Here is a 25,896-nt window from a genome sequence, read left to right as displayed (position 1 = left end):
ATCCTCGCGTGTCGGGGCGGCGCGTGCAGGCACTTCGGCGGGAAAACCCGGTAGAGTCCGGCTGCGCCCGGGCCGTTCGATGCCTAGGATGGGCCCACCAACCCACCCCGATGCACAGCGGCGGTGGGCGTGCGGGTATCTTCATATGTCGTTGTGCGTTGCGGCGCATCAGCGCGCTAGGCCCGCACAGAACCCACACGCAATGTTGACGACGAGGTAGACCCTTGCCCACGTACAGCCCCAAGCCCGGCGACGTCACTCGTGCCTGGCACGTGATCGACGCCGAGGATGTCGTGCTCGGCCGGCTTGCGACCGAGGTCGCCACGCTGCTGCGCGGCAAGCACAAGCCGACCTACGCCCCTCACATGGACACCGGCGACTTCGTCGTCATCGTCAACGCCGAGAAGGTCGCGCTCACCGGTAACAAGCGCGAGCAGAAGTTCGCGTACCGGCACAGCGGTTACCCGGGCGGTCTGCGGAAGCGCTCGTTCGGCGAGCTGCTCGACACCAAGCCCGAACACCTTGTCGAAAAGGTCGTCAAGGGCATGCTGCCGAAGAACAAGCTCGGCCGCGCCCAGGCGAAGAAGCTGAAGGTCTACGCCGGCCCGCAGCACCCGCACACCGCGCAGCAGCCGCAGGTGCGCGAGATCACCAAGATCGCGCAGGTCGCGCAGTGAGTGAGGAACAGTCTGTGACCAGCACCGAGCCCGAGACCGCCGAGGTCACGACCGAGGCGACCGAGACCGGCGCCGTCGAGACCAGCGAGACCCCTGCCGAGACCACCGAGGCCCCGGCCGCTGCCGAAGCCCCGGTCGCCGCCGAAGCCCCGGCTGCCGGTGACGCTCCGGTCGCCACGAGCGAGTCGGCCGCCGCGCCGCGCCCGTCGCGTGCCGCCGGCGGCAACGCGCAGACCGTCGGCCGCCGCAAGGAGGCCGTCGTCCGCGTGCGTGTCGTCCCGGGCACCGGCGAGTTCAAGCTCAACGGCCGCACCCTCGAGGAGTACTTCCCGAACAAGGTGCACCAGCAGCTCATCAAGGACCCGCTGGTCCTGGTCGAGAAGCCGGACTCGTTCGACATCTTCGCCAACCTGCACGGTGGCGGCGTCTCCGGCCAGGCCGGCGCGCTGCGCCTGGCGATCGCCCGCGCCCTCATCGAGGTCGACGCGGACGACCGTCCCGCCCTCAAGAAGGCCGGCTTCCTGACCCGTGACGCGCGCGCCACGGAGCGGAAGAAGTACGGCCTCAAGAAGGCCCGCAAGGCCCCGCAGTACAGCAAGCGCTGATCGCGCCTCTGGCGCAAAACACCGGAGCGCCCATCCGTCCATCGGATGGGCGCTCCGGTGTTTTCAAGACTCGGCGTTTTTCAGGGGTGTGTCGTTTTCGCCTCCGGGAGCGACACTCGGGGGTGGCGCAAGGCGGTCCGCCCACGTCGCTAGGTTGTCGTGGTCATTCCACAAGGAGGTCGATCGATGGCACGCCTGTTCGGTACCGACGGGGTCCGTGGCCTGGCCAACGCCGAGCTGACGCCCGAGCTGGCGCTGGCGCTGGCCGCCAGCGCCGCCCGCGTGCTCGCCGCGCACGACCGCTCCCACCGGCCGATCGCGGTCGTCGGCCGCGACCCGCGTGCCAGCGGCGAGATGCTCGAGGCCGCCGTCGTGGCGGGCCTCACTTCCGCCGGGGCCGACGTGCTCCGCGTCGGCGTGCTGCCGACGCCGGCCGTCGCCTACCTGGTCGGCTCGCTCGAAGCCGACCTCGGCGTGATGATCTCCGCCTCGCACAACCCGATGCCCGACAACGGCATCAAGCTCTTCGCCTCGGGCGGGCACAAGCTCCCCGACGGCATCGAGGACGAGATCGAAGCCGGCCTCGCGGACGGCAAGGTCCGCCCGACCGGTGCCGGCGTGGGCCGCGTCCACGACGTCGACGACGCCCTCGAGCGCTACGCCACCCACCTGCTCGGCGCCACGCCGCACTCGCTCGCCGGGCTGAAGGTCGTCGTCGACTGCGCGAACGGCGCGTCGTCGGCCGCCGCCCCCGAGGTCTACCGCCGCGCCGGTGCCGAGGTCGTCGAGCTGTACGCGGAGCCGGACGGCGTCAACATCAACGAGCACTGCGGCTCGAACCACCCGGAGAAGCTGCGCGAGGCGGTCGTCGCGCACGGCGCCGACCTGGGCATCGCCCACGACGGCGACGCCGACCGCTGCGTGGCCGTCGACTCCGCCGGCGAGCTGGTGGACGGCGACCAGATCATGGCGGTGCTGGCGCTCGCGTTCGCCGAGTCCGGCGAGCTGATCAAGGACACGCTGGTCGCGACCGTGATGAGCAACCTCGGCCTGCACCTGGCGATGAAGGCCCACGGCATCGCGGTCGTCACGACGGCGGTGGGCGACCGGTACGTCCTCGAGGAGCTGCGCGCGAGCGGCTTCGCCCTCGGCGGCGAGCAGTCCGGTCACGTCGTGCTGCCGGCGCACGCCACCACCGGCGACGGCCTGCTCACGGCGTTGCGCCTGATGAGCCGCATGGCCGAGACGGGCAAGTCCCTCGAAGACCTCGCGGCCGTGATGAACCGGCTGCCGCAGGTCCTGGTGAACGTCCCGGTCGCGGACAAGGCGGCGGTGGCGGACTCGAGCGAGGTCCGCGACGCCGTCACCGAGGTCGAGGCCGAGCTGGGCGAAGAGGGCCGGGTGCTGCTGCGCCCGTCCGGCACCGAGCAGCTGGTCCGCGTGATGGTGGAGGCCACGGCCCAGGCGACCGCGCAGGCCGCGGCCGACCGGCTGGTGGGCGTCGTCTCAGCGGTTTCCTGACCGGGTGACCACGGCCTTCGCCAGGCCGTGGAACACCGGGTGGGTCTTCCACTCGACGTCGCCGACTGCGCAGCCGCCTTCGAGGAGCTTCGCCAACGCCGTGAGCGCTACTTCGCCCTCGGCCAGCGCGACTCCCGAGCCGGGGCACGCGTGGCGGCCGAGGCCGAACGGGAGCCCGTCGGTCAGCGACACCGCCAGCGGGCCGTCGGGTGCGAAGCGCAGCACGAACCGCGCCGGGCAGATCGACGTCACCAGCTCACGCACACTCCGCGGGCTGGAAGTGGCCAGTTCCAGCCCGGCGCAGGCCAGGAAGTTCAGCGAGTTCTCGTAGGCGGCGTGCGCCAGCACGACCGGGTTGAGCATCAGCTCGTCCTCGTCGAGCCGGCCGGCCGCGTGGGCCTCCCGCAACGCCGTCAGACCGCCCGGCCCGGCTTGCGTCCGGCTCAGCTGCACCGCGAGCCGGAACGCCGACGCCTGCCCGGCGCGGTCGGCCCCGCCGAAGACGTCGAGGTTCGCCGTCGTCTTCTCCAGGTGGTCCAGGAAGACGTCGTCGAGGGGCACGCCCAGCACCGCCGACGTCACCGCGCCCGCCACCGGCCGCGCGAAGTCGCGCACGAGGTCGAACGACGACCCCAGCCCCGCGACCACGGCTTCGATCGCCGCGATCACCGAGCCGGAGAGCGGTTCGAGCCCCGCGATGATCTCCCGCAGCACGCCGCGCACCCGTGCGTGGCCGTCGCCGTCGCGCAGCAGCACGCTGGGCGAACCGCCACCGGGATCGGACGTCAGATCGGGGGACCGCAGGGCGTGTGCGCACGCGTCGCGGCCGGAGACCAGGCCGATCCCGTGCCGTTCGAACTCGTCCATCGCCTGCCCACGGTAGGGCAGGATGAGCCCGTGCCGCCCGCAGATGTCCCGGAAGAGGTCCTGACCACGCCGTTCACGGACTACCTGCTCCGCAACGCCGCCGTCGACCGCCCGGCCTTCACGTGCCGCACCTTCCCGGGTCCCGCGGACCACACCCTGGGCTGGCCCGAGCTGCTCGACCGCGTCCGCGGCGTCGCGCGCGAGCTGCGTCGCCGCACCCGGCCGGGCGATCGGGTGGCGATCGTCGCCCGCCAGGACCTCGGGTACGTCGTCGCCTTCCTCGGGACGCTCTACGCGGGGCGCGTCGCGGTGCCGCTGTCCGTCCCGACCGGCCGGTCCGGCCGCGCCCGGATCGAGTCGGCCTTCGCGGACGCCACTCCGGCGGCCTGCCTGACCTCGCGAAACCTCCTGGACAAGATCCCGTCGGGCCCTGCCTTCGCCGTCGAGGACATCGCGCCCGACGACACCGAGCCACCCGCCGAGGTGGCCATGACCGACCCGGCGTACCTGCAGTACACGTCGGGTTCGACGCGCAGTCCGGCCGGCGCCGTGATCTCGCACCGGGCGCTCGTGGCCGCCTGCTGGCAGACCACCGGGTGCTACCACGCGGACGCGTCGACCCACCTCGCCGGCTGGGTGCCGTTCTTCCACGACATGGGGCTGATCCTGCTCGTCGGCGTGCCTGTCTTCCTCGGCGCGCACTCGGTGTTCTTCACGCCGATGGAGTTCGTGCGCGACCCGCTGCGCTGGATCCGGCTGCTCGCCGAGCACCCCGGCGCGATCACCGCCGCGCCGAACTTCGCCTTCGACCTGGTCGCCGAGGCCGCCGGCAAATTGACGGACGTCGACCTCTCGCACGTCAACTCCGTGCTGAACGGCAGCGAGCCGATCCGCGCGGCCAGCGTCGACGCCTTCGCCCGAGCCTTCGCGCCGTTCGGGCTGCCGCGCACCGCCATCAAGCCGTGCTACGGCCTGGCCGAGGCCACGGTGTTCGTCGCGAGCGCGGGTGACGAAGGCCCGACGGTCACGAAGTTCGACCGCGGCGAGCTGGTGTCCGTGGGGCGGCCGTACGGCCAGCGGATCCGCATTGTCGACAAAGAGATCCAGGTGTCCGGTCCCAACGTCGCGGACGGCTACTGGGGGCAGGACGGCGGGTTCGCCGAGGACGGCTGGCTCCGCACCGGCGACCTCGGCTTCGTCCACGACGGACAGCTGTACATCGACGGCCGGCTCAAGGACCTGATCATCGTCGACGGCCGCAACCACTACCCGCAGGACATCGAGGCCACGGTGGAGGCGGCGCACGCGCGCGTCCGGGCCGGGCGCGTCGCCGCGTTCGCCGTCCGGGACGAGCGGGGTGAGGGTGTCGCGGTCGTGGCCGGCTGCACGGCGTGGGACGACGACGTCGAGACGGCCGTGCGGCGGGCCGTGTCGGCGGGCCACGACCTGCCGCTGCGCGCACTCTGGCTGGTCCCGCCGGGCGCGGTGCCGCGGACCTCCAGCGGCAAGGTGTCCCGCGCCGCGGCCCGCGACCGCTGGTGGGGCGAGAATGGGCGCCATGACTGACGCGGGCGAGTACACCGACGAGATCAGGAAGATCGTCTGCACCGCGCTGCAGCTGCCCCTCGAGCGGCTCACCGAAACGACACCGTTCGACGACATCGGCATGACGTCCCGCGAGCGCATCCAGCTGCTCGCCCGGGTCGAAGTGCGCTACGGCGTCTCCGTCGACCTGGACGAGCTCGACCGGCTGGTGGACGTCCGCGGCGTGGCCGAAGTCATTTCCGAGACGGTCGCCGCGCAGCACCCCACCGGGTGAGTGCACTTGGGCAAAGCCCAGGTCGGCCGCTCGGCCGAACGCTAGACTCTGTGTGCATCTGCGACGGCACCGAACGGCGTCCGGGTGCGTCACAGTCTTGACACCGGAACAGGGGCTGTGGATCGAAGGGGGCAAGCCGACCATGCCAAACGGTTACGAAGCGAGTTCAGAGGCGATGACGCGGGCGCAGGTCCGCCTCAACGACGTCGCGGACGACCCGGCCGCCGAGGCCAAGAAGGTCGCGCCGACCGAAATCGCGCAGGCGGACTTCGGCCGTGTCCACGGTGACGGCTACGGCAAGTACAAATCCGGGATCGACGAGATCGGCGCGGGGATGACCGGGCTGTCGAACGCGCTGATGAACCTCGGCAGCGGAATCGGGACCGCCGGGTCCAAGTACACCGCGCAGGAATCGCACGCCGGCGCGCAGGCGAACTCGGCGGGGAGCAAGTAATGGCGGACTGGGCCGAAGTCAAGAAGATCCTCGATGATCCGAACGTCTCCATGGAGACGAAGACGGAGCTCATGGAGGAGTACGACCGCAACACCTTCAACTTCAACGACGAAGAAGAGAAGTACGCCAAGGAGTACATCGAGAACTACTCCGACGACGGCGGTGACTACCGGGTCTTCGAAAACGACGACACCGACGAAATCGTCGCGCGGGCGAAGCAGGAGTCGCAGGCCAAGGGCAAGGAACAGCAGGCACAGACCGACCGCAAGAACACCGCGAAGAAGAACCTCGACGGAATCGCGACGCCCACGCTGGGTGCCGGCGCGAAGACGTCCGACGAAATGCTCGACCAGGGCAACGTCACGGTCGACTTCCTGGTTCTGTGGACCGACGAGATCTGGAATAAGATCAAGGGCGGGTCCGGCCACATCGACTCGCAGAAGGACCTCAAGGACAAGTTCCACGAGAACCGCGGCATCCAGTTCCAGAAGTTCCTCACCGAGGCCGACGACCTTTCGAAGGCGCACAAGGTCGTCGAGGACACGCTGACCAAGAGCGACACCGAGCTCCAGACCCTCTTCGGGGAGTGGAAAGGCAAGGGCGCGAACGCGGCGGAGATCAAGTACGACGAGGCGATCAAGCCGCACGCCAAGGAGCTGTCGCAGCAGATCGACGGCGCCGCGAAGCTGATCCCGCAGACCGTGACGCACGTCTACGACGCCGTCAAGAAGAAGGTCGACGAGGTCCTGCAGCTGCACCGCACGACGGTCGCCCAGGCCGACATCAACATGGCCAAGGACGTTCTCAAGATCGCCAACGGCGAGACCGAGGAGTTCGACGACTTCATGAAGGTCGCGGGCTGGGTCGACGCCGTCAACGCGAAGAACGGCAACCAGACGAACCTCGCCGAGCGGCTGCAGAACGACGACTGCGGCTTCAACGACGAGAACAAGGAGTACGGCCGCAACGTCTGCCGCTACTGGCGTGACGGCGCGTTCGCGACCGAGTACCAGGGCCTGATCAACGCCTTCAACGGCTCCTGCAAGTCCGCCAAGGACACCATCGACCAGCAGTTCGGCGCGCTCGAGCGGTTCATGGACGGCTACCGCAACCAGCTCACCGAGGCGAAGAGCGACGGCGGCGGCGACAAGAGCGGCGGCGGCGACACGCACAACGGGAACGGCGGCGACACCGGCGGCGGCTCGAACGGCGGCGGCGGGTCCACCGGCGGTGGCGGCAGCACCGGGGGCGGGGGCAGCACGGGCGGCGGGGGCAGCACGACGCCGTCGGCGGCCGAGCCGCCCGCGGCCGAGGACCCGGCCAAGCCCGAGGACGGCAAGAACCCGATCACCGGGAAGCCCCTCGAGATGGACCCGGACACCGGCAAGCCGTACCCGATCGACCCGACGACCGGTGAAGCCATCAAGGACACCGACGACACCGACACGGTCTCGGTCAAGAAGGGCGACAACACGATCGAGATGTCCGAGCCCGACAAAGAGGGCAAGCAGGACATCTCCGTGGACGACGGCCACGGCAACAAGAAGGACTACCACCTCGACTGGGGTGACGACGACAAGGCCGAAGCGGGCAAGGACGGCAAGGACGGCGCCAAGGCCGACGACGGCAGCTTCGGCCCGCAGGGTTCGCAGCAGGGGGCGGTCAAGGACGGGCAGCCCTCGGCCGATGGCAGCTACAAGCCGGGTCCCGACGGCAAGATCCACATCAAGGACGGCAACCTCGAGATCACGGCCGAGCGGCCGGAGGGTCCCGACGGCCCGACGATCGTGACCGTCGACGACGGCAAGGGCGAGCCGACGACGTACACGCTCGACGAGAAGGACGACCCCAAGGCGAGCGACCTCAAGACCGACCCCGCGTCCACGGACGGCAGCGGCTCCGCGATCCGGCACGACGCGGACGCCGAGTCGCCGCTGACCAAGGACCCGGCACCGGCCAACCCGGACCCGGGCTTCACGCAGGGCGCGGCGGCGGCCGGCTCGGGCGGGTTCAGCACGCCCGGGGGCCAGGACTTCTCCGGCGACTTCGGCGGCAGCGTCGGCGCGGAACCGGCGGTGGCCGTGGCCGACGCGGGTGCCGGCGGCGGCGACGCCGGGGTGGCCGGCGGTGGCGGTGGCGATTCGACGACCACGGCCGGGGCGAGCGACTTCGGGTCGGCCGTCACCGGCGGCGGGACGGCCGACTTCGCCGGCGCGGTGTCGCTCGACCCGGGCGCGCAGACCGGCAGCGACACGTCCCTGCCGGCTTCCGACGGTGGCGTCCTCGGCGCGACCCCGGTCGACCCGGGCGCGCACCAGGCCGCCGCGAGCGCGGGCGGCGGGATGAGCGGCATGAGTGGCATGGGCGGGATGATGGGCGGCATGGGCGGCGCACCGGGTGGCGGCGGTGGCGGCGACCAGCAGCGCGGGCCCAGCCAGTACCGCATCGAGGGCGGCGTCTTCGAGACGAGCGGCGCCAAGGGCCGGATCAGCGGCTCGCTCGACGACGAGGGTGACCGTTCGATCCGGTACGACCGGTGACCAGGGCCAGGGCTGAGGAGGGGCGATGACCAGCGCCGAAGACCGGTACCGCGCGGCGATCTCGACGATGGACGCCGCGGCGCGCGAGCAGGACGAGCAGCGGGGCCTGCGCGAACGCCGTGTCGCGGAGGCCGAGACGCAGGCTCGCGAGGGGCTGAAGAACGAGCTCGCCGCCGCGCAGAAGTACGCCGAGCACATGGACGAGCTCAACAAGCGCAAGCAGAGCGCGGGCGGCTGGGCGACGGAGAAGACGCTGGCCGACAAGGGCCGCGAGTCCTTGATGGAGTTCGGCGTCGCGGACGAAGAGGCGGACACGGGCCGCACGCCGTACCCGACGCCGAGCTACGGCACCCCGATACCCGCGGCGGCCGCGGTGACGCCGCCGCCGGAACCTCCCGCGCCCCCGGCGGCGCCGGAGCCGCCGAAGCGGGGCCGGCACGCGCGTCAGGTGGAGGACGACGACGACTTCTCCAGCACCAGCTGGCTGGTCTGAGGTTCTTCGGAAGGGCCCGGCTCCGGCCGGGCCCTTTTCGCGTCAGTGCGCGGGTTCTTCTTCGCGCTCGATGGGGGCGCGCTTGACGTCGGCTTCCAGCAGAGGCCGCCACTTGTCCGTGCCGGTCAGATGGGTCAGGAAGAACGCGGTGAACAGCGCGCGCGTGAGCTGCTGGGTCTTGCGGTGCGGCTTGCCGTGCATGATCAGCTGCGACCAGTGCCGGCCCTCGGTGACACCGAGGTGGGTCGACTTGCCGAGGGTGCGCAGCTGGACGTCTTCGCCGCCCCAGGCGTTCGTGATGGCCTCGGCATGCCCGACCTTAGGCGCGACGAGATCTTCTTCGGCGGCGAGGTGCAGGCCGGGAACGGTGATGGCCTTGGCCGACTCGGTGGCCGGCGGGAGCGTCTGGGCAGCGGTGATGGTCGCGACGGCCTTGATCCGCGGGTGCTCGGACCGCGCGTCCTGAGCCGCGGCGAGGACGGCGGAGCCACCCCCGGTCGAGTGCCCGGCAAGGCCGAGCTTGCCCGGGTCGACGCTGATGCCATCCGGCCCGAGCCGCACGGTCGTGACGACGTCAAGGGTGGTCATCAGGTCGGCGGCGAGCAACCGGTGCGACGGCAGCGGCCCCCGCTGGGTAGCAGGCGCGGCGGCAACAATGCCCCAGCTGGCAAGGTGGTGCAGCAGCTGCCGGTACCGATCAGGAGGCTGCAGCCACCCGTGCCCGAAGGCAACGGCGGGCAACCCAAGCCCAGCGCGCGGCGTGAAGACCACACCAGGCAGCCCAACCAGGGCAAGATTGCCCCGCAGGACCTCGTGCGGACCGGGGTGCATCAGCTCCGCGAGCAACTGCTTGGGCTTGCTGGCCATAGAGGGAACCCTACTGCGCACCCCGGCCAGAGGCGCGCCCGCCGCCCCGGCGAGCCAAAGGCACGAGACCGGCAGCCGAGAGCAGAACAGGCACTCCACCCAGCCCCAGCCCACCACCCCGATCCGAAGCCAGAACACGGACGGCAACACCGGGTCAAGGCATCTTTCCCGCCTTGACGCGGTGCTGCCGTCCGTAGTGACAATCAGGCGCCGGGGTGGCGGGCAAACGAACGCCACATGTGGGTGACAAAGCATTGGTCCGGACCACAGCGCCAGAGAAACCCCCAGGTCAAACTCGGTAACCAGACCCCGTCAACCCGCCGAACATCCCTCGTTAGGCTGGTGCGCGTGTGTGGAATCGTAGGATACGTCGGGCACCGCCCGGCTCTGGACGTGGTCCTCGGCGGGCTCCGGCGCATGGAGTACCGCGGGTACGACTCGGCCGGGATCGCCGTGCTGGACGGTGGCGAACTGACCGTCGAGCGCAAGGCGGGGCGCCTGGCGAACCTGGAAGCCGAGCTCGACAAGGTCGGCCGCGAGAGCATCACCGGCACCGCCGGCATGGGCCACACCCGCTGGGCCACCCACGGCGCGCCGATCGACCGCAACTCGCACCCGCACCGCGACGCCTCCCAGCGCGTCGCCGTCGTGCACAACGGCATCATCGAGAACTTCGCCGCCCTGCGCGCCGAGCTCGAGGCCGACGGCGTCGAGATGGCCAGTGACACCGACAGCGAGACCGCCGCGCACCTCGTCGCCCGCGCCTACACCGAGGGTGAGACGAAGGGCGACCTCGCCGCCAGCGTCGCCGCCGTCTGCCGTCGCCTCGAAGGCGCCTTCACGCTGGTTGTGACGCACGCCGACCAGCCGGACACCATCGTGGCCGCGCGCCGGTCGTCGCCGCTGGTCGTCGGGGTCGGGGACGGGGAGCACTTCGTCGCCTCCGACGTCGCCGCGTTCATCGAGCACACCCGCGAGGCCGTCGAGCTCGGCCAGGACCAGCTCGTCGTCATCACCCGCGAGGGCTACGAGGTCACCGACTTCCACGGCGACGCCGCCCAGGCCAAGCCGTTCACCGTCGACTGGGACCTGTCCGCCGCCGAAAAGGGCGGTCACGAGTACTTCATGCTCAAGGAGATCGAGGAGCAGCCGGAGGCGCTCGCGAACACCCTTCGCGGGCACTTCGACAACGGCCGCATCATCCTCGACGAGCAGCGCATCTCCGACCAGGACCTCCGTGACGTCGACAAGGTCTTCGTCGTCGCCTGCGGTTCGGCCTACCACTCCGGCCTGGTCGCGAAGTACGCGATCGAGCACTGGACGCGGCTGCCGGTCGAGGTGGAGCTGGCGTCGGAGTTCCGCTACCGCGACCCGGTGCTGGACCGCGCAACGCTGGTCGTCGCCGTGTCGCAGTCCGGCGAGACCGCCGACACGCTGGAAGCCGTCCGGCACGCACGTGAGCAGAAGGCGCGCGTCCTGGCCGTCTGCAACACCAACGGCGCGCAGATCCCGCGTGAGTCCGACGCCGTCCTCTACACCCACGCCGGGCCCGAGATCGGCGTCGCGTCGACCAAGGCGTTCCTCGCCCAGATCGCGGCCAACTACCTGGTCGGCCTGGCGCTGGCGCAGGCCCGCGGCACCAAGTACCCGGACGAGGTCGCCCGCGAGTTCGCCGAGCTGGAGGCCATGCCCGCGGCCGTCCAGAAGGTACTGTCCACTGTGGACCAGGTGCGCGACCTCGGCCGCCGGATCGCCGACTCGAAGGCGGTGCTGTTCCTCGGCCGCCACGTCGGGTTCCCGGTCGCCCTCGAAGGCGCGCTGAAGCTCAAGGAACTCGCGTACATGCACGCCGAGGGCTTCGCCGCCGGCGAGCTCAAGCACGGCCCGATCGCGCTGATCGAGGACGGCCTGCCGGTCGTCGTCGTGATGCCGTCGCCCAAGGGCCGCGCGGTGCTGCACTCGAAGCTGGTGTCGAACATCAGCGAGATCCAGGCCCGCGGTGCCCGCACGATCGTGATCGCCGAAGAGGGCGACGAGACGGTCCGGCCGTTCGCCGACGAGCTCATCGAGGTCCCCGCGGTGCCGACGCTGCTGCAGCCGCTCGTGTCCACGGTGCCGCTGCAGGTGCTGGCCGCGGAGATCGCCCGCACGCGCGGGTACGACGTCGATAAGCCGCGTAACCTGGCGAAGTCCGTCACAGTCGAGTAGTCGCCGGAGGCTCCGCCGTGCAGGGAATCTGGACCACGGAACGGATTCGCGAGGCGGAGGCCAGGGCGTTCGCCGTCACGCCGGACGGCGAACTGATGCGGCGGGCGTCGTTCGGGCTCGCGGTGCAGATCGCCGACCTGCTCGAAGACCACACCGGCGGCGTCTCCGGCCGCCGGGCCGTGTTGCTCGTCGGCTCCGGTGACAACGGCGGTGACGCGCTCTGGGCCGGGGCGTTCCTGCGCCGTCGCGGGGTCGCGGTCACGGCGATCCTGCTCAAACCCGAGAAGGCGCACCCCGCCGGTCTCAAAGCACTGAAGCGGGCCGGCGGTCGCGCAGTGTCCGCCGAGGACGGTCCACAGTGGATCGAACGCGCGGACGTCGTGGTCGACGGGATCGTCGGCATCTCGGCCAGCGGCTCCCTGCGACCGGACGCCGCGAGGCTCGTCGAGCTGGTCGAAGCCCCGATCGTCGCGGTCGATCTGCCCAGCGGCGTCGACCCGGACACCGGCGCGGTCGACGGCCCGGCGGTGAAGGCGACCCGCACGGTGACGTTCGGCGCGCTCAAGCCGGTGCACGCGCTGGCGCCTACGTGGTGCGGCGAAGTCGTGCTGGTCGACATCGGCCTCGAGCTGAGCGACCCGGACCTCCAGCGCCTCGACGTCGTCGACGTCGCCGCGGCGTGGCCGGTGCCCGGCCCGGACGACGACAAGTACAGCCAGGGCGTGGTCGGGATCGCGGCGGGCTCGGCGACGTACCCGGGCGCGGCGGTGCTGGCGGCGGGCTCGGCGGTCCGCGCGACGGCCGGGCTGGTGCGCTACGCGGGCCACGCGGCCGACGTCGTCCGGCAGCAGTGGCCGGAGATCATCGCGACGGGCACGGTCGCCGACGCCGGTCGCGTCCAGGCGTGGGCGGTCGGGCCGGGCATCGGCACCGGCTCCGAAGGCCGCGACGTGCTGCGGCACGTGCTGGGCCAGGGCGTCCCGGTCTGCGCGGACGCCGACGCGACGACGATCATCGCGAAGTCCCCGGACGTCCTCGACGCCCGCGACCCGGACACGCCGCTGGTCCTGACTCCGCACGCGGGCGAGTACGAGCGCCTGATGGGCCGGAAGCCGGGCGCGGACCGGGTGGCCGCGGCCCGCGAAGCGGCGAAGAAGTACAACGCGGTCGTGCTGCTGAAGGGCCACGTCACGGTGGTCGCGGCCCCGGACGGTCGCGTCGCGGTCAACACGCCCCGCGGGGCCTGGCTGGCGACGGCGGGCTCGGGCGACGTGCTGTCCGGCCTGGTCGGAGCTCTCCTGGCGGCCGGCCTGGACCCGTGGCTGGCCGCCGCGGCGGCGGCGAACGTCCACTCGCTGGCGGGCGCGGTCGCGGCCCAGAACGCCCCGACGTCGGCATCGGGCCTGGTCCACGCCATCCCGGAGGCGATCCGGGCGATCCGCTCTCTAACGTCCTGAGAAGAGTTATCGAGTTCTCTGTTAACTCCGGGCGGCAAATCTGGTAAGAATGCCGTGTGAGCGGCAGCACAGCATCTGGAGACCGGAAGACCCGGCCGTCCGATGCTGTCGTCGAACAGCGCCGGCAGGACATCCTCGACCACGTCATCGAGCACGGCGAAGCCCGCATCGACGACCTGACGACGAGGTTCCGCGTCAGCCTGATGACCATGCACCGCGATCTCGACGACCTCGCGGAACGCCGTCTCCTGCGCAAGCTCCGCGGCAAGGTCGAGGCCTACCCGGCCCTCACCATCGAGACCGCCGCCCGCTTCCGCGACACCCTCCACCACGGCGAGAAGGAAGCCCTCGGCGAGGCCGCCGCGAACCACGTCCAGCCCGGCCAGACCGTCTTCGTCGACGACTCCACCACCCTGCTCCCGCTGGTCCGGCGGCTCGCCGAGATCGACGCCCTCACCGTCGTCACGAACTCGCTGCACGCCGCCCGGCTGCTCGGCCCGAAGATCGACGTCGTGCTGGCGGGTGGCCGCTACTCCCACGAGTACGACTCCTGCGCCGGCCCCGAGGTCCTGAACCTGCTCGACTCCATCCGCGCCGACATCTCGTTCGTCTCGGTCACCGCCGTCGCCGTCGGGCGGCTCTTCCACCCCGACCGCGACTACGCCGAGCTGAAGAAGGCGGCGCTGCGGGTCGCGAACCGGACGGTCCTCGTCGTCGACCACTCGAAGTTCGGCCGGACCGCCACCTACGGGCACGGCGACGTCGGCGACTACGACCTGCTGATCACCGGCGAAACCACGCCGACCGAGGAGATCGAGGCCGCGCTCAACGCCGGCACCACGATCGAGATCGTCGAACACGTCGCAGAGGGGCAGCCCTATGACAGCTGAGCTGGTCGCCGGCATCGACTCGTCCACCCAGTCGACCAAGGTCGTCGTGTGCGACGCCGCAACGGGCGAAATCGTCCGCACCGGCCGCGCGCCGCACCCCGAGGGCACCGAGGTCGACCCCGCCGCCTGGTGGGACGCCTTCCAGGAAGCCACGAAGGGCCTGCTCGACGACGTCAAGGCCATCGGCGTCGGCGGTCAGCAGCACGGCATGGTCACCCTCGACGAGAACGACGAGGTCGTCCGCCCCGCGCTGCTGTGGAACGACACCCGCTCCGCGCAGTCGGCGCTCGACCTCGTCGACGAGCTCGGCGGGCCCTCGGTCTGGGCGAAGTCCGTCGGCTCGGTGCCGGTCGCCAGCTTTACCGTCACGAAGCTGCGCTGGCTGGCCGACAACGAGCCCGCGCTCGCCGACCGCGTCGCCCGCGTGCTGCTCCCGCACGACTGGCTGACCTGGAAGCTCACCGGCGGCAACCCGGTCACCGACCGCGGCGACGCGTCCGGCACCGGCTACTTCTCGCCTTCCGACAACGCCTACCGCCTCGATGTCCTGAGCCACGCCTTCGGCGGCCGGACGCCGGAGCTGCCCACCGTGCTCGGCCCGGCCGACGCCGCCGGCCACACTTCCGGCGGCGTGCTCGTCTCGGCGGGCACCGGCGACAACATGGCCGCCGCGCTCGGGCTCGAACTGCGGGCGGGCGACGTCGTCGTCTCGCTCGGCACCAGCGGCACCGTGTTCGGCGTCGCGGAGACCGGCGCGGCCGACGCGTCCGGCGAGGTCGCCGGGTTCGCCGACGCCACCGGCCGGTTCCTGCCGCTCGCGTGCACCCTCAACGCCGCGCGCGTGCTCACCGCGACGGCCGGCATGCTCGGTGCGACGCTGAGCGAGTTCGACCGGCTCGCGCTGCGGGCCGAGCCGGGCGCCGGCGGCCTGACCTTCCTGCCCTACCTCGACGGCGAGCGCACCCCGAACCTGCCCGGCGCCACCGGCTCGCTGACCGGCCTGACCAGGGCGAACATGACTCCGGAGAACCTCGCGCGCAGCGCCGTCGAGGGCATGCTGTGCGGCCTGGCCGCCGGTCTCGACGCGGTGCGCGCGCACGGCCTCGACGTCCACCGCGTGCTGCTGATCGGCGGTGGCGCGCAGTCGGCCGCCGTCCGCACGGTCGCGCCGCTGGTGTTCGGCGTGCCCGTGCACCTGCCCGAGGTCGCCGAGTACGTCGCCATCGGCGCGGCGCGGCAGGCGGCCTGGGCCCTGACTTCCAGTGCGGAACCCCCGTCCTGGCAGGAAAACACCAAGACGCGGCTCGAGCTGGACGAGCCGACCGAGGCGCAGCGCGCCGAGGGCCACCGGATCCAGCAGCGCCACCTCGAAGCCCGCGAAGCGGCGCACGGGGTCCGGCGGAATCTCGGAGAGGACTGACCGATGGCTTCCATCACCTACGACAAGGCGACCCGGCGTTACCCGGGTTCGGAGCGCCCCGCGGTCGACGCGCTGGACCTGGAGATCGCCGACGGCGAGTTCCTGGTGCTGGTCGGCCCGTCCGGCTGCGGCAAGTCGACCAGCCTGCGGATGCTCGCCGGCCTCGAGGACATCGACGACGGCGCCGTCTGGATCGGCGACCGCGACGTCACCCAGCTGCCGCCGCGCTCGCGCGACATCGCGATGGTGTTCCAGAACTACGCGCTGTACCCGCACATGACGGTCGCGCAGAACATGGGCTTCGCGCTGAAGATCGCCGGGCGCCCCGCGTCCGAGATCAAGCAGAAGGTCCTTGAGGCCGCGAAGCTGCTGGACATCGTGGACTACCTCGACCGCAAGCCGAAGGCGCTCTCCGGTGGTCAGCGCCAGCGCGTCGCCATGGGCCGCGCGATCGTCCGCGAGCCGCAGGTCTTCCTGATGGACGAGCCGCTGTCGAACCTCGACGCGAAGCTGCGCGTCTCGACGCGTACGCAGATCGCCGCGCTCCAGCGCCGCCTCGGCGTCACGACGGTCTACGTCACGCACGACCAGGTCGAGGCCATGACGATGGGTGACCGCGTCGCCGTGCTGTCGGACGGCCTGCTCATGCAGTGCGACACCCCGCGCGCGCTGTACGACCGGCCCGCAAACGCTTTCGTCGCCGGGTTCATCGGCTCGCCGGCGATGAACCTCGTCACCGCGAAGCTGACGGCGGACGGCGCCGAGGTCGGTGGCGCGCGCGTGCCGCTGACCCGCGAGACCATCGCGGCGGCCGACGGCGACACCGTGACCCTCGGCTTCCGGCCGGAGGCCCTCGAGGTCGCCACCGGTGAAGGCACCCTGCCGATCAAGGTGGAGCTGGTCGAGGAGCTCGGCTCGGACGCCTACGTCTACGGCAAGCTCGCCGAGACCGACGCGGCCGACAACAAGTCGAACGTCGTCGCCCGGGTCGACCCGCGCACGCCGCCCGCCATGGGCGACACGCTCAACCTGCGGATCCGCCCCGACGAGCTGCACGTGTTCTCCGCCACGTCCGGGCTGCGCCTGCCCTGACCTCGGGTCATGGGAAACTGGAGGGCGCTATGACCTCCAGTTTCCCCAGGGCCCAGGTCGACATCGACCTCGACGCGATCCGCCACAACCTCACCCTGCTGGGCGCCCGCGCGCCCGGCTCCGAGGTGATGGCGGTGGTGAAGGCCGATGCCTACGGCCACGGCGCGCTGCCGGTGGCGCGCGCCGCGGTCGAGGCCGGGGCGAGCTGGCTCGGCACCTGCTCGCTCGGCGAGGCTCTGGCTCTGCGCGAAGCCGGGATCACGACCCGGCTGTTCAGCTGGCTGGACACCCTGGACGTCGACTTCGGGGCCGGCCTCGAGGCGGACATCGACGTCGCCGCCAGCTCGCTGGGTGAGCTACGCCGCATCGCCGACGCCGCGAAACCGGGTACCCGGGCCCGTGTGCACCTCAAGATCGACACCGGGCTTTCGCGCAACGGCTGCCCGCCCGCCCGCTGGGCCGAGCTGGTCTCCGCCGCCGCGGCCGAACCGCGGGTCGAGGTCGTCGCGATCTGGTCCCACCTCGCGTGCGCGGACGAGCCGGACCACCCGGCGACCGACATGCAGGCCAAGCGGTTCGCCGAGGCCTACGACGCCGCCCGCGCCGCCGGGCTCGACCCGAAGCGGCACCTGGCGAACTCCGCGGCCCTGCTCACCCGGCCGGACCTGCACTTCGACGTCGTCCGGCCCGGCATCGCGATGTACGGGCTCAACCCCGTGCCGCAGGCCGAAGACCTGCGGCCGGCCATGACGTTCCGGTCCGCGGTCGCGCTGGTCAAGCGCGTCGAAGCCGGCGAATCGGTGTCCTACGGGCACACCTGGACGGCTTCGCGCGACACGAACCTGGCGCTCGTGCCGGCCGGGTACGCCGACGGTGTGCCGCGGTCGCTGTCCGGGCGGATGGACGTCTGGCTCGGCGGACAGCGGCGTCCGGTGGCCGGGCGGGTCTGCATGGACCAGCTGGTCGTCGACTGCGGTGACGACGAGCCGTCCGTCGGCGACGAGGTCGTCCTGTTCGGCGCCGGGACGCACGGCGAGCCGACCGCCCGCGAATGGGCCGACAAGCTGGGCACCATCGACTACGAGATCGTCACCTCGATGTACCGCCCGCGGGTGCGGCGCCGGTATCTGGGAGAGCGCTCGTGACACCTTCACGTCGACTGCTGGCCATCGCCGGCGGGGTCGGGGCCATCGCCACCGGGACTGCCGCCGCCGCAATCGTCGCCGCGCAGCAACGGCGGCACAGTGAGGATCCGTACGTGGACGAGCCGCTGGGGGAGCTGAAGCCCGACCGCGTCTACACGGTCGCGGCCGAGGACGGCACGCCGCTTTCGGTCGAGGAGATCGACCCGGGGGACGGCGGCAAACCCGAACTGACTGTCGTGGGGGTGCACGGCTTCGCTCTTTCGCGTCGCTGCTGGCACTTCCAGCGTCGCGACCTGGCCTCCCTGAGGCTGCCTCGTGTGCGTCAGGTGTACTACGACCACCGCGGCCACGGCCTGTCCGGCGCGGCCTCCGCGGAGAATTCGACGATCGAGCAGCTGGCGCGCGACCTCGACGTCGTGCTGCGGTCCGTGGTGCCGGACGGGCCCATCGTGCTGATGGGGCACTCGATGGGCGGCATGGTGATCATGGAGCTGGCCGCCGAGTTCCCCGAGCTGTTCGAAGAGCGGGTCGAAGGCGTCGCGTTCATCGCGACCGCGGCCGGCGAGGTGGGCGCACGCGGGTTGCCGCGTTCGCTGCTCTCGAAGTACAACCCGCTGACGCGCGCCGCCGGCGGTCTCGCCGGCTGGCAGCCGGGGCTGGTCGAGTTCGTCCGCGCCGCGGGCGGGCAGCTGACGCGCCAAGCCGTGCGGCGCCTGGCTTTCGGCAGCCGCGACGTCGCGCCGAGGCTCGTCGACTTCATGCTCGAAATGCTCGAGGTGACGCCGGTCCGCGGGCTCGTCAACTTCGTCGACACGCTCGGCAGCCACAACCGGTACGCGGCGCTGGCCGGGCTGAAGCACGCGGAAGTGCTGGTCATCGGCGGTGACTCGGACCGGTTCACGCCGTTCTCGCACGCCGAGCGGATCGCCTCCGAGCTGCCCGACGCGGAGCTGGTGCGCGTCCGCGGCGCCGGGCACATGGTGGTGCTCGAGCAGCCCGAGCTGGTGAACAGCCATCTGATAGATCTCCTGCAACGCTGTTCCGGTGTGGACGGCGTGCTTTCGGCACAGCGAAACTGGTGGTGGCAGCGTTGACGTTGGTGTTCCCGACGCCCGAAGACACGATGGAGTTCGGCCGGTCCCTGGGCCGTTCCCTGCGCGCGGGTGACCTGGTCCTGCTCGCGGGACCCCTCGGCGCGGGCAAGACGACGCTGACCCGCGGCATCGCGGACGGCCTCGGCGTCGGCGGCCGGGTGAGCTCGCCGACGTTCGTGCTGGCCCGCGTCCACCCGGCGGGCGCGTCCGGAGTGCCGTTGGTGCACGTGGACGCGTACCGCCTCGGCGGCGACCTGTCCCAGCTGGACGATCTGGACCTCGACACGGACCTGGAGCGCTCGGCGATCGTGGTCGAGTGGGGCGAAGGGTCGGCGGAACGCCTGTCGGCCGACTACCTGGTGGTCCGGTTGGACCGCCGCGAGGACGACGTGCGCGAGGTCGTCCTCGAACCGCACGGCACCTGGGCCGACCGGACTCCGGAGCTCGCCAGGACCTCGTGAGTGGGAAACAGTGTTCTAACCCTGTTTCCCACTCACGAGGTAGCTGCGGTCAGCCGCCGTTGTACTGCTGGTAGGCCGGTGCCCGGAACGTCTTGGTGCCGGCGCCCGCGATCTTGTCGACCGCGCGCAGGAACTTCGGCCCCATCTTCGCGCTGGCCTGCCGGACCGGGTGCGTGGCCCCGAAGTCCTCCGGGTTCGCCTGGCCGTGCGCGAACATCGAGTAGATCACCACCGGCTTGCCCGCGGCGTCGAACATGATTCCCGCCTCGTTGCGGCCGTCGTTCAGCCAGCCTGCCTTCGTGGCGATCCTCGCCCGGTCGACGGACGACATCTCACGGCGGATGCCGTCGGTGAACGCCACCTGCGACCGCAGGATGGACAGCAGGTAGTCCGTCGATGCCGGGCTCAGCAGTGTGCCCGCGACCAGCGCCTTCAGCAGGTCGTGGGTCTCGCGCGGAGTGGTTTGGCCGAGGAAGTAGCGGTTCGGGTTGGCCACCGGCGTGACCTGGGTCTTGGGGAAGCCCTTGGTCACCAGGATCTGGTTGATCTCGGCCGCCGGAACCACGAGCCCCACCAGCCGGACGCACGTGTCGTCCGAAACAGTGAGGAACAGCGACAGGACGTGGCCCAGCGTGAACGCGCTCGGGTACGCCTTGTCCAGGATGATGATGCCGTCACCACCCGGCACGACGATGCTCTCCGGCACCTGGACCTGCTGGTCCAGGGTGAGCAGGCCGCGGTCGATCTTGTCCATCAAGGTGACCGCGACGGCCACCTTGTTGACGCTGTACGCCTCGACGATCTCGTCGGACGCCACGTCGACGGCGGCCTCGTCGGCCACGCTGATGTAGGAGTTCCAGATGCCGCCTGCCTCAGCGGCCGCGGTGTCGTAGACGCGCTTCACCTTCTGCCTGGCCCGGTCCGGTGTGGCCGGGCTGGCCTCGATGTCTGCTTCCTGCGCGTACGCGGGAGAGCCGGCCAGAATGCTTCCAGCGGCGACGGCGGTCCCCAAACCGAACGCCGCTCGCCTGTTGAGTCGATACCCCATCACAAGATCCAACCACGGATGGACCCGCCGCCGACACAAAGCTCGCCAAGCGGTCGTGAGTGGGAAACAGTGTTCTAACCCTGTTTCTCACTCACGACCGCGCGGGCGACCCCGAGGTCCACCAGGTCCTGGGGCCGCAGGTGCAGCTGGTCGGCCAGCTCCGGGACCTCCGAAGCCGGGCGCTTCAGGATTGCCGCCGCGGCTTCCGGGGACGTCACCGAGAAGTACGCGTCCGGCGTCACCCACGTCGACCCCTGTGCCGCGAACGCCAGTGCTCCGCCCGAGCCGCCCTCGCCGATCACCAAGGTCGTCACCGGGATCGACGCCGTCGCGACCGCCTCGAACATCGCCGCGATCGCGCCGCCCGCGCCCGCCTGCTCCGCCGCCGCGTCGTTCGCCGCGCCCGGGGTGTCGACCAGGGTCAGCACCGGGATGCCCAACCGGGAGGCCAGCTTGACCAGCCGCGCCGCCGTCCGGAAGCCCGCGGGCAACGTCGGGGTGCCGCACTGGGCCGCGTAGGCGATCGTCCGGCCGTCGCGCCAGCCGAAGCCGCACGCGACGCCGTCGTCGACACCGCCGGCCCGGTCACCGCTCACGTCCGAGCGCCAGTCGAAGTACGCGTCGAGGTACTCCACGGCTCGCGGCCGGCGCGGGGAACGTGCCGCCGCCACGGCTTCCCAGCCCGTTTCGGGAAGGGAAGCCTGCCGCAAAGCCGAAGGCGGGGGAGCCGCCGCCGAGGAATGAGCCGTCAGCAGCCGCAGCCACCGTTCCAACGTCGCGCCGAGTTCGTCGGGCGACACCAGAGCGTCGACCTGCCCCCACTCGTACTTGGCCTCCGCCGTGTACGCCTCCGGCGAACCGGCCGGCCGCACCCGCGAGCCCGCGAAGCCGACCTGCGCCTCCGGCAGCGCGAGGATGACGTCGGCGCCCGCACCGAGCGTCGCCCAGCCGCCGCCGGTCGTCGGGTCGCGCAGCACCGAGATCTGGGGAATGCCCGAAGCCCGCGTCAGCGCGGACGCCCGGGCCACGCGCTGCAGCTGCATCAACGCGCGCATGCCCTGCTGCATGCGGCTGCCGCCGGTCGAAACCAGCGAGACCACCGGCAGCCGCGCGTCCCGCGCGTGCGCGAACGCCGCCTCGATCCGGTCGCCGGTGCGCTGCCCGAGCGACCCGCCGAGGAACCCGAACTCGAATGCGATCAGCACGGCCTCGACGTCACCGATCTTCGCCGTCCCGCAGACGACCGACTCCTTCTCGCCGGTGCGTTCTTCGGCGGCGGAGCGTGCTTCGCGGTAGCCGGGCCAGTGGATCGGACCGTCGGCCGGCTCGTCGCGCAACGGCGTGGGGAACTCCTCGAAGCCGTTGGCGATCGCGCCGACGACCTCGCGCGCGGGCTGCCTAGTCACCGAGCGCTCGCTTCAGGACCTTGCCCATGTCGTTGCGCGGCAACGCGTCCAGGTACCGGACGACCCGCGGCCGCTTGTGCGGCGCGAGCAGCTTCGCGACGTGGTCGGCGAGTTCGTCGGCCGCCGGCGGTTCCCCGGACGGCACGATCCACGCGACGATCCGCTCGCCGAGGTCGTCGTCCGGCTCGCCGGTGACGGCCGCCTCCGCGACGCCGGGGTGCTCGAGCAGCGCGTTTTCGATCTCGCCGGCGCCGATCTTGTAGCCGCCGCTCTTGATCAGGTCGGTCGCCTTGCGCCCGACGATCTGCACGTAGCCGTCGGAGTCGCGGGTGGCCACGTCGCCGGTGCGGAACCAGTCGCCGTCGAACGCGGCCGCCGTCGCGTCCGGGCGGTTGAGGTACTCGGTGAACAGGTTGGGCCCGCGCACCTGGATCTCGCCGACTTCGCCGACCCCGTCGAGCGCCTCACCGGCTTCGCCGACCAGCCTGAGTTCGACGCCCCGCAACGGGACGCCGACCGTGCCGGGCTTGCGTTCGCCGTCCGCGCGGACGCTGGTGTTCATCAGCGTCTCGGTCATCCCGTAGCGCTCGACGACCTGCTGGCCGGTCGCCGCGGTGATCCGCTGGTGGTCGTGCACCGGCAGCGCCGCGGACCCGGACACGAGCAGGCGCGCGCCACGCAGTGCGTCCGCAAGCGCGGTGTCCGTTCCGACCTCGCCGGCGATCCGGTGGTACATCGTCGGGACGCCGAACAGCATCGTGGCGCCGGCCGACAGCTCGCGCGCGACGCCCTCGGTCGAGAACCGGCCGAGGTGGCGCACCGAGCCGCCGCGGCGCAGCGGGCCGAGGATGCCGAGGATCAGGCCGTGCACGTGGAACAGCGGGAGCCCGTGCACGAGGACGTCGTCCGCGGTCCAGCCCCAGGCGTCCTCGAGGGCGTCGAGGGTGGTCGCGATCGAACGGCGGGGGAGGACCACGCCCTTCGGCGGACCGGTGGTGCCCGACGTGTAGACGATCAGTGCGGGCGTCTCGGGGTCGGGTTCGTCCGCGAGCGGCGTCTTTTCCCCGGTCAGCGGGATGTCACGGCGGGGCAGCCCGGCCAGGCCCGCGGGCAGCTCGGCGCCCGGTTCGGCCAGCACCAGCTGCGGTTCGCTGTCGGCGAGGATGTGCGCCAGCTCGCGCTCGCCGATCTTCGGGTTGAGGGGCACGGCCGGGACGCCGGCCAGCAGCGCGGCGACGACGGCGACGCTCGTGTGGAGGGTCGGGGTCGCCCAGACCGCGACGCGGCCGCGTGGCAGCTCGCGGGCCAGGCTGCCGGCGACAGCAGCGAGCTCGTCGTAGGTGAGAGCCTGATCGCCGAACCGGAGGGCGTCCTTGCCCGAATCCGACAAGAGGGTGGGGAACAACGGGTCGGGCACCGCGGGGACCTCCCAGAGTCGCACTCGCTCCGCACGTTACCGTGCGGATCAGTCCCCTGCAGCAAGCGGCCGAAGACCCTGGTCGTACGCTTGCTTACCGTGTTGGTACTGGCGATCGATACCTCGACCCCGGCGGTCACCGCGGGCGTCGTCGAGGTGGACGGCGACGAGGTCCGGACGCGCGGCGAGCGCGTCACCGTGGACCCCCGCGCCCACGGCGAACTGATCATGCCGCACGCGCTGGCCTCCGCCGAGGCCGCCGGAGTGTCCCTCAAGGACCTCGACGCGATCGTCGTCGGCGTCGGTCCCGGCCCGTTCACCGGCCTGCGCGCCGGGATGGCCACCGCCGCCGCGCTCGGGCACGCACTCGGCCTCCCCGTATACCCGGTCTGCAGCCTCGACGCGCTCGCCGCCGACGTCGTCCGGAGCGACAGCGCTTTCCTCGTCCTCACCGACGCCCGCCGCCGCGAGGTCTACTGGGCCGCCTACGACGCCGCCGGCAACCGCACCGACGGCCCGCACGTCCAGCGCCCCGCCGAGCTGGAAACCGGCATCGAGGTCGCGGCCGGCGACGGCGCGGTGCTGTACGCCGCCGCGCTCGGGGTCCAGCCGATCGAGCCGCGCTTCCCGTCGCCCGCCGGCCTGGTGAAGGCCGCGCTGAGCGCGTTGCTGGCGAAGGAAACGCCGGAACCGCTGACGCCCCTGTACCTGCGCCGTCCCGACGCCGCGGAGCCCACCGCGCCCAAACGGGTGACCACGCCGTGAGACTCGAGCCGCTGCGCCGCCGGGACATCGCCCGGTGCGTCGAGATCGAGCAGATCCTCTTCCCCGGCGACGACCCGTGGAGCTCCCGCGCCTTCCACTCCGAGCTGGACATGGGCAACTTCTACCTCGCCGCGCGCCCGGACGAGACCGACGAGCTGCTCGGGTACGCCGGGCTGGCCGTCGTCGGCCGGCGCCGCGGCGAGTACGAGGCGACCGTGCACACCATCGGCGTCGCGCCCGAGTACCAGGGCCAGGGCATCGGCAAGGCGCTGCTGCGCGCCCTGCTCGTGCGCGCCGACGAGTTCGAGGCGCCGGTGTTCCTCGAGGTTCGCACCGACAACGAGACGGCCCTCGCGCTGTACGAGAGTCACGGCTTCGAACGGCTCGGCATCCGGAAGCGCTACTACCAGCCCTCCGGCGCCGACGCGTACACGATGGTCCGCCCGGCGCGGACGCGAGACGAGGTAGCACGCTGATGTCACGCATCATCATGGGCATCGAGAGCTCGTGCGACGAGACCGGCGTCGGCCTGGTCCGCCTGCACGACGACGGCACGGTCGAGCTGCTCGCCGACGAGGTCGCCTCCAGCGTCGAGCAGCACGCCCGCTTCGGCGGCGTGGTGCCCGAGGTCGCGAGCCGGGCGCACCTCGAAGCGATGGTCCCGACGACGTCCCGCGCCTTCGAGAAGGCCGGGCTCACACTGTCCGATGTGGACGCCATCGCCGTGACGGCCGGGCCGGGCCTGGCGGGCGCGCTGCTCGTCGGCGTCTCCGCGGCGAAGGCGTACGCGACGGCGCTGGACGTGCCGCTCTACGGCGTCAACCACCTGGCCGGGCACATCGCGGTGGACACGCTGCAGCACGGGCCGTTGCCGACGCCGTGCCTGGCGCTGCTGGTCTCGGGCGGGCACACGCAGCTGCTGCGCGTCGACGACATCGCGTCGGAGATCACCGAGTTGGGGTCCACTGTGGACGATGCGGCAGGTGAGGCGTACGACAAGGTCGCGCGTGTGCTCGGCCTGCCGTACCCGGGCGGTCCGCCGATCGACAAGGCGGCTAAGAACGGCAATCCGTCCGCGATCGCGTTTCCCCGGGGGATGACGGGCCCGCGCGACGCGAAGTTCGACTTTTCGTTCTCCGGTTTGAAGACGTCAGTGGCGCGTTGGGTCGAGGGTGCGGCGCGGCGCGGGGAAGAGATCCCGGTGGACGATGTCGCGGCGTCGTTCCAGGAGGCCGTCGCGGACGTGTTGACCAAGAAGGCGATCCGGGCGGCTGAGGAGCAGGGGATCGGCACTATCGTGATTTCTGGTGGTGTGGCGGCTAACTCGCGGCTGTCGTCGCTGGCGGCTGAGCGCTGTGCTGCGGCTGGGATCGAGCTGCGGGTGCCGCGGCCGCGGCTGTGTACGGACAATGGGGCGATGATCGCTGCGCTGGGTGCGCATGTGGTGGCGGCGAAGCGTCCGACAGCGGCGCTGGACTTCAGTGCTAACCCGGCGTTGCCGGTGAACGTGGTGTCGCTCTAGGGTCGTTCGCCACCCCGACGCCTGATTGTGACTACGGCCGGCGGCACCGCGTCAAGGCGGGAAAGATGCCTTGACCCGGCGTCGCCGGCCGTGTTCTGGCTTCGGATCGGGGTTGCGGGGGGTGTGGG

The 25,896-nt window shown here is 71.5% G+C and carries 24 protein-coding genes; 19 read left to right on the top strand and 5 right to left on the bottom strand.

Going from position 1 to position 25,896, the window contains the following annotated elements:
* Positions 1–224: 224 nt before the first annotated feature.
* The 3 genes from rplM to glmM all read left to right on the top strand — a co-directional run bounded on the left by rplM (position 225) and on the right by glmM (position 2,803).
* Positions 225–677, top strand: coding sequence for a 50S ribosomal protein L13 (gene rplM, locus ACZ7OU_RS02555; RefSeq protein WP_470239492.1), 453 nt, complete (start codon positions 225–227; stop codon positions 675–677).
* Positions 678–691: 14 nt separating this feature from the next.
* Positions 692–1,282, top strand: a complete 591-nt coding sequence (rpsI, locus tag ACZ7OU_RS02550) for a 30S ribosomal protein S9 (RefSeq protein ID WP_470254021.1) — start codon at positions 692–694, stop codon at positions 1,280–1,282.
* A gap of 186 nt (positions 1,283–1,468) precedes the next feature.
* Entirely contained in the window at positions 1,469–2,803 is a 1,335-nt protein-coding gene (glmM, locus tag ACZ7OU_RS02545; RefSeq protein WP_470239490.1) for a phosphoglucosamine mutase, read from the top strand.
* Here the strand turns inward: glmM and ACZ7OU_RS02540 are convergent.
* On the bottom strand, positions 2,789–3,670 hold the full coding sequence (locus tag ACZ7OU_RS02540) for a cytochrome P450 family protein (protein ID WP_470254020.1): 882 nt from the start codon (positions 3,668–3,670) through the stop codon (positions 2,789–2,791). The genes glmM and ACZ7OU_RS02540 overlap by 15 nt on opposite strands.
* A gap of 30 nt (positions 3,671–3,700) precedes the next feature.
* On the opposite strand from ACZ7OU_RS02540, the gene ACZ7OU_RS02535 reads away from it, so the two are divergent.
* The 5 genes from ACZ7OU_RS02535 to ACZ7OU_RS02515 all read left to right on the top strand — a co-directional run bounded on the left by ACZ7OU_RS02535 (position 3,701) and on the right by ACZ7OU_RS02515 (position 8,976).
* Positions 3,701–5,236 carry a fatty acyl-AMP ligase gene (locus ACZ7OU_RS02535; RefSeq protein WP_470254019.1) on the top strand — a complete coding sequence of 512 codons (1,536 nt, stop codon included), beginning with the start codon at positions 3,701–3,703 and terminating at the stop codon, positions 5,234–5,236.
* Positions 5,229–5,489, top strand: a complete 261-nt coding sequence (locus ACZ7OU_RS02530; RefSeq protein WP_470254018.1) for an acyl carrier protein — start codon at positions 5,229–5,231, stop codon at positions 5,487–5,489. The genes ACZ7OU_RS02535 and ACZ7OU_RS02530 overlap by 8 nt, the downstream gene beginning before the upstream one ends.
* Positions 5,490–5,664: 175 nt before the next feature.
* Positions 5,665–5,943, top strand: coding sequence for a hypothetical protein (locus ACZ7OU_RS02525; RefSeq protein WP_470239486.1), 279 nt, complete (start codon positions 5,665–5,667; stop codon positions 5,941–5,943).
* Complete coding sequence (locus tag ACZ7OU_RS02520) at positions 5,943–8,483, top strand: WXG100 family type VII secretion target (protein ID WP_470239485.1); 2,541 nt, start codon at positions 5,943–5,945, stop codon at positions 8,481–8,483. The genes ACZ7OU_RS02525 and ACZ7OU_RS02520 overlap by 1 nt, the downstream gene beginning before the upstream one ends.
* A 25-nt stretch (positions 8,484–8,508) precedes the next feature.
* Positions 8,509–8,976 (top strand): hypothetical protein, encoded by a 468-nt coding sequence (locus tag ACZ7OU_RS02515; RefSeq protein ID WP_470239484.1) that lies wholly within the window; start codon positions 8,509–8,511, stop codon positions 8,974–8,976.
* A gap of 42 nt (positions 8,977–9,018) precedes the next feature.
* Here the strand turns inward: ACZ7OU_RS02515 and ACZ7OU_RS02510 are convergent, their stop codons facing one another.
* Complete coding sequence (locus tag ACZ7OU_RS02510) at positions 9,019–9,843, bottom strand: dienelactone hydrolase family protein (protein WP_470239483.1); 825 nt, start codon at positions 9,841–9,843, stop codon at positions 9,019–9,021.
* A gap of 348 nt (positions 9,844–10,191) precedes the next feature.
* Between ACZ7OU_RS02510 and glmS the strand changes: the two genes are divergently transcribed.
* From glmS to tsaE, 8 genes are read left to right on the top strand one after another with little or no spacing between them, the layout of a single operon-like run.
* The gene (gene glmS / locus ACZ7OU_RS02505; protein ID WP_470239482.1) at positions 10,192–12,051 is read left to right on the top strand and encodes a glutamine--fructose-6-phosphate transaminase (isomerizing); all 1,860 of its coding nucleotides are present in this window, start codon (positions 10,192–10,194) and stop codon (positions 12,049–12,051) included.
* Between the two features lie 17 nt (positions 12,052–12,068).
* Positions 12,069–13,508, top strand: coding sequence for an NAD(P)H-hydrate dehydratase (locus ACZ7OU_RS02500; protein ID WP_470239481.1), 1,440 nt, complete (start codon positions 12,069–12,071; stop codon positions 13,506–13,508).
* Positions 13,509–13,564: 56 nt separating this feature from the next.
* Positions 13,565–14,398, top strand: a complete 834-nt coding sequence (locus tag ACZ7OU_RS02495) for a DeoR/GlpR family DNA-binding transcription regulator (protein WP_470239480.1) — start codon at positions 13,565–13,567, stop codon at positions 14,396–14,398.
* Positions 14,388–15,818, top strand: a complete 1,431-nt coding sequence (gene xylB / locus ACZ7OU_RS02490) for a xylulokinase (RefSeq protein ID WP_470254017.1) — start codon at positions 14,388–14,390, stop codon at positions 15,816–15,818. The genes ACZ7OU_RS02495 and xylB overlap by 11 nt, the downstream gene beginning before the upstream one ends.
* 3 nt (positions 15,819–15,821) lie before the next feature.
* On the top strand, positions 15,822–16,910 hold the full coding sequence (locus ACZ7OU_RS02485; RefSeq protein ID WP_470239478.1) for an ABC transporter ATP-binding protein: 1,089 nt from the start codon (positions 15,822–15,824) through the stop codon (positions 16,908–16,910).
* A gap of 29 nt (positions 16,911–16,939) precedes the next feature.
* Positions 16,940–18,055, top strand: coding sequence for an alanine racemase (gene alr, locus ACZ7OU_RS02480; RefSeq protein WP_470254016.1), 1,116 nt, complete (start codon positions 16,940–16,942; stop codon positions 18,053–18,055).
* Positions 18,052–19,149, top strand: a complete 1,098-nt coding sequence (locus ACZ7OU_RS02475; RefSeq protein WP_470254015.1) for an alpha/beta fold hydrolase — start codon at positions 18,052–18,054, stop codon at positions 19,147–19,149. The genes alr and ACZ7OU_RS02475 overlap by 4 nt, the downstream gene beginning before the upstream one ends.
* Complete coding sequence (gene tsaE / locus ACZ7OU_RS02470) at positions 19,146–19,610, top strand: tRNA (adenosine(37)-N6)-threonylcarbamoyltransferase complex ATPase subunit type 1 TsaE (protein WP_470254014.1); 465 nt, start codon at positions 19,146–19,148, stop codon at positions 19,608–19,610. The genes ACZ7OU_RS02475 and tsaE overlap by 4 nt, the downstream gene beginning before the upstream one ends.
* A gap of 49 nt (positions 19,611–19,659) precedes the next feature.
* Here the strand turns inward: tsaE and ACZ7OU_RS02465 are convergent, their stop codons facing one another.
* The 3 genes from ACZ7OU_RS02465 to ACZ7OU_RS02455 all read right to left on the bottom strand — a co-directional run bounded on the left by ACZ7OU_RS02465 (position 19,660) and on the right by ACZ7OU_RS02455 (position 23,481).
* Positions 19,660–20,622, bottom strand: a complete 963-nt coding sequence (locus tag ACZ7OU_RS02465; protein ID WP_470255869.1) for a serine hydrolase — start codon at positions 20,620–20,622, stop codon at positions 19,660–19,662.
* A 110-nt stretch (positions 20,623–20,732) separates the two neighbouring features.
* Positions 20,733–22,064 carry a carboxyl transferase domain-containing protein gene (locus ACZ7OU_RS02460; RefSeq protein WP_470239474.1) on the bottom strand — a complete coding sequence of 444 codons (1,332 nt, stop codon included), beginning with the start codon at positions 22,062–22,064 and terminating at the stop codon, positions 20,733–20,735.
* On the bottom strand, positions 22,057–23,481 hold the full coding sequence (locus ACZ7OU_RS02455) for an acyl-CoA synthetase (protein WP_470255868.1): 1,425 nt from the start codon (positions 23,479–23,481) through the stop codon (positions 22,057–22,059). Before ACZ7OU_RS02455 ends, ACZ7OU_RS02460 begins: the two co-directional genes overlap by 8 nt.
* A 99-nt stretch (positions 23,482–23,580) precedes the next feature.
* Between ACZ7OU_RS02455 and tsaB the strand changes: the two genes are divergently transcribed.
* Genes tsaB through tsaD form a run of 3 tightly spaced genes read left to right on the top strand, consistent with a single transcriptional unit; the run spans position 23,581 to position 25,768 of the window.
* Positions 23,581–24,246 carry a tRNA (adenosine(37)-N6)-threonylcarbamoyltransferase complex dimerization subunit type 1 TsaB gene (gene tsaB / locus ACZ7OU_RS02450; protein WP_470254013.1) on the top strand — a complete coding sequence of 222 codons (666 nt, stop codon included), beginning with the start codon at positions 23,581–23,583 and terminating at the stop codon, positions 24,244–24,246.
* Positions 24,243–24,722, top strand: a complete 480-nt coding sequence (rimI, locus tag ACZ7OU_RS02445; protein WP_470239472.1) for a ribosomal protein S18-alanine N-acetyltransferase — start codon at positions 24,243–24,245, stop codon at positions 24,720–24,722. Before tsaB ends, rimI begins: the two co-directional genes overlap by 4 nt.
* Positions 24,722–25,768, top strand: a complete 1,047-nt coding sequence (gene tsaD, locus ACZ7OU_RS02440) for a tRNA (adenosine(37)-N6)-threonylcarbamoyltransferase complex transferase subunit TsaD (protein ID WP_470254012.1) — start codon at positions 24,722–24,724, stop codon at positions 25,766–25,768. The genes rimI and tsaD overlap by 1 nt, the downstream gene beginning before the upstream one ends.
* The last annotated feature ends 128 nt before the right edge of the window (positions 25,769–25,896 follow it).

It is taken from the genome of Amycolatopsis sp. NPDC114505, assembly GCF_055633615.1.
The sequence above is the reverse complement of the archived record's forward strand: the minus strand, read 5'-3'. Positions and strand labels throughout refer to the sequence as shown.

Bases quoted from the DNA above. Each gene is read 5' to 3' on its own strand.
- glmM (WP_470239490.1), top strand. From the start codon at position 1,469: ATGGCACGCCTGTTCGGTACCGACGGGGTCCGTGGCCTGGCCAACGCC.
- ACZ7OU_RS02540 (WP_470254020.1), bottom strand. From the start codon at position 3,670: ATGGACGAGTTCGAACGGCACGGGATCGGCCTGGTCTCCGGCCGCGAC.
- ACZ7OU_RS02530 (WP_470254018.1), top strand. From the start codon at position 5,229: ATGACTGACGCGGGCGAGTACACCGACGAGATCAGGAAGATCGTCTGC.
- ACZ7OU_RS02525 (WP_470239486.1), top strand. From the start codon at position 5,665: ATGACGCGGGCGCAGGTCCGCCTCAACGACGTCGCGGACGACCCGGCC.
- ACZ7OU_RS02520 (WP_470239485.1), top strand. From the start codon at position 5,943: ATGGCGGACTGGGCCGAAGTCAAGAAGATCCTCGATGATCCGAACGTC.
- ACZ7OU_RS02515 (WP_470239484.1), top strand. From the start codon at position 8,509: ATGACCAGCGCCGAAGACCGGTACCGCGCGGCGATCTCGACGATGGAC.
- ACZ7OU_RS02510 (WP_470239483.1), bottom strand. From the start codon at position 9,843: ATGGCCAGCAAGCCCAAGCAGTTGCTCGCGGAGCTGATGCACCCCGGT.
- xylB (WP_470254017.1), top strand. From the start codon at position 14,388: ATGACAGCTGAGCTGGTCGCCGGCATCGACTCGTCCACCCAGTCGACC.
- ACZ7OU_RS02485 (WP_470239478.1), top strand. From the start codon at position 15,822: ATGGCTTCCATCACCTACGACAAGGCGACCCGGCGTTACCCGGGTTCG.
- alr (WP_470254016.1), top strand. From the start codon at position 16,940: ATGACCTCCAGTTTCCCCAGGGCCCAGGTCGACATCGACCTCGACGCG.
- tsaD (WP_470254012.1), top strand. From the start codon at position 24,722: ATGTCACGCATCATCATGGGCATCGAGAGCTCGTGCGACGAGACCGGC.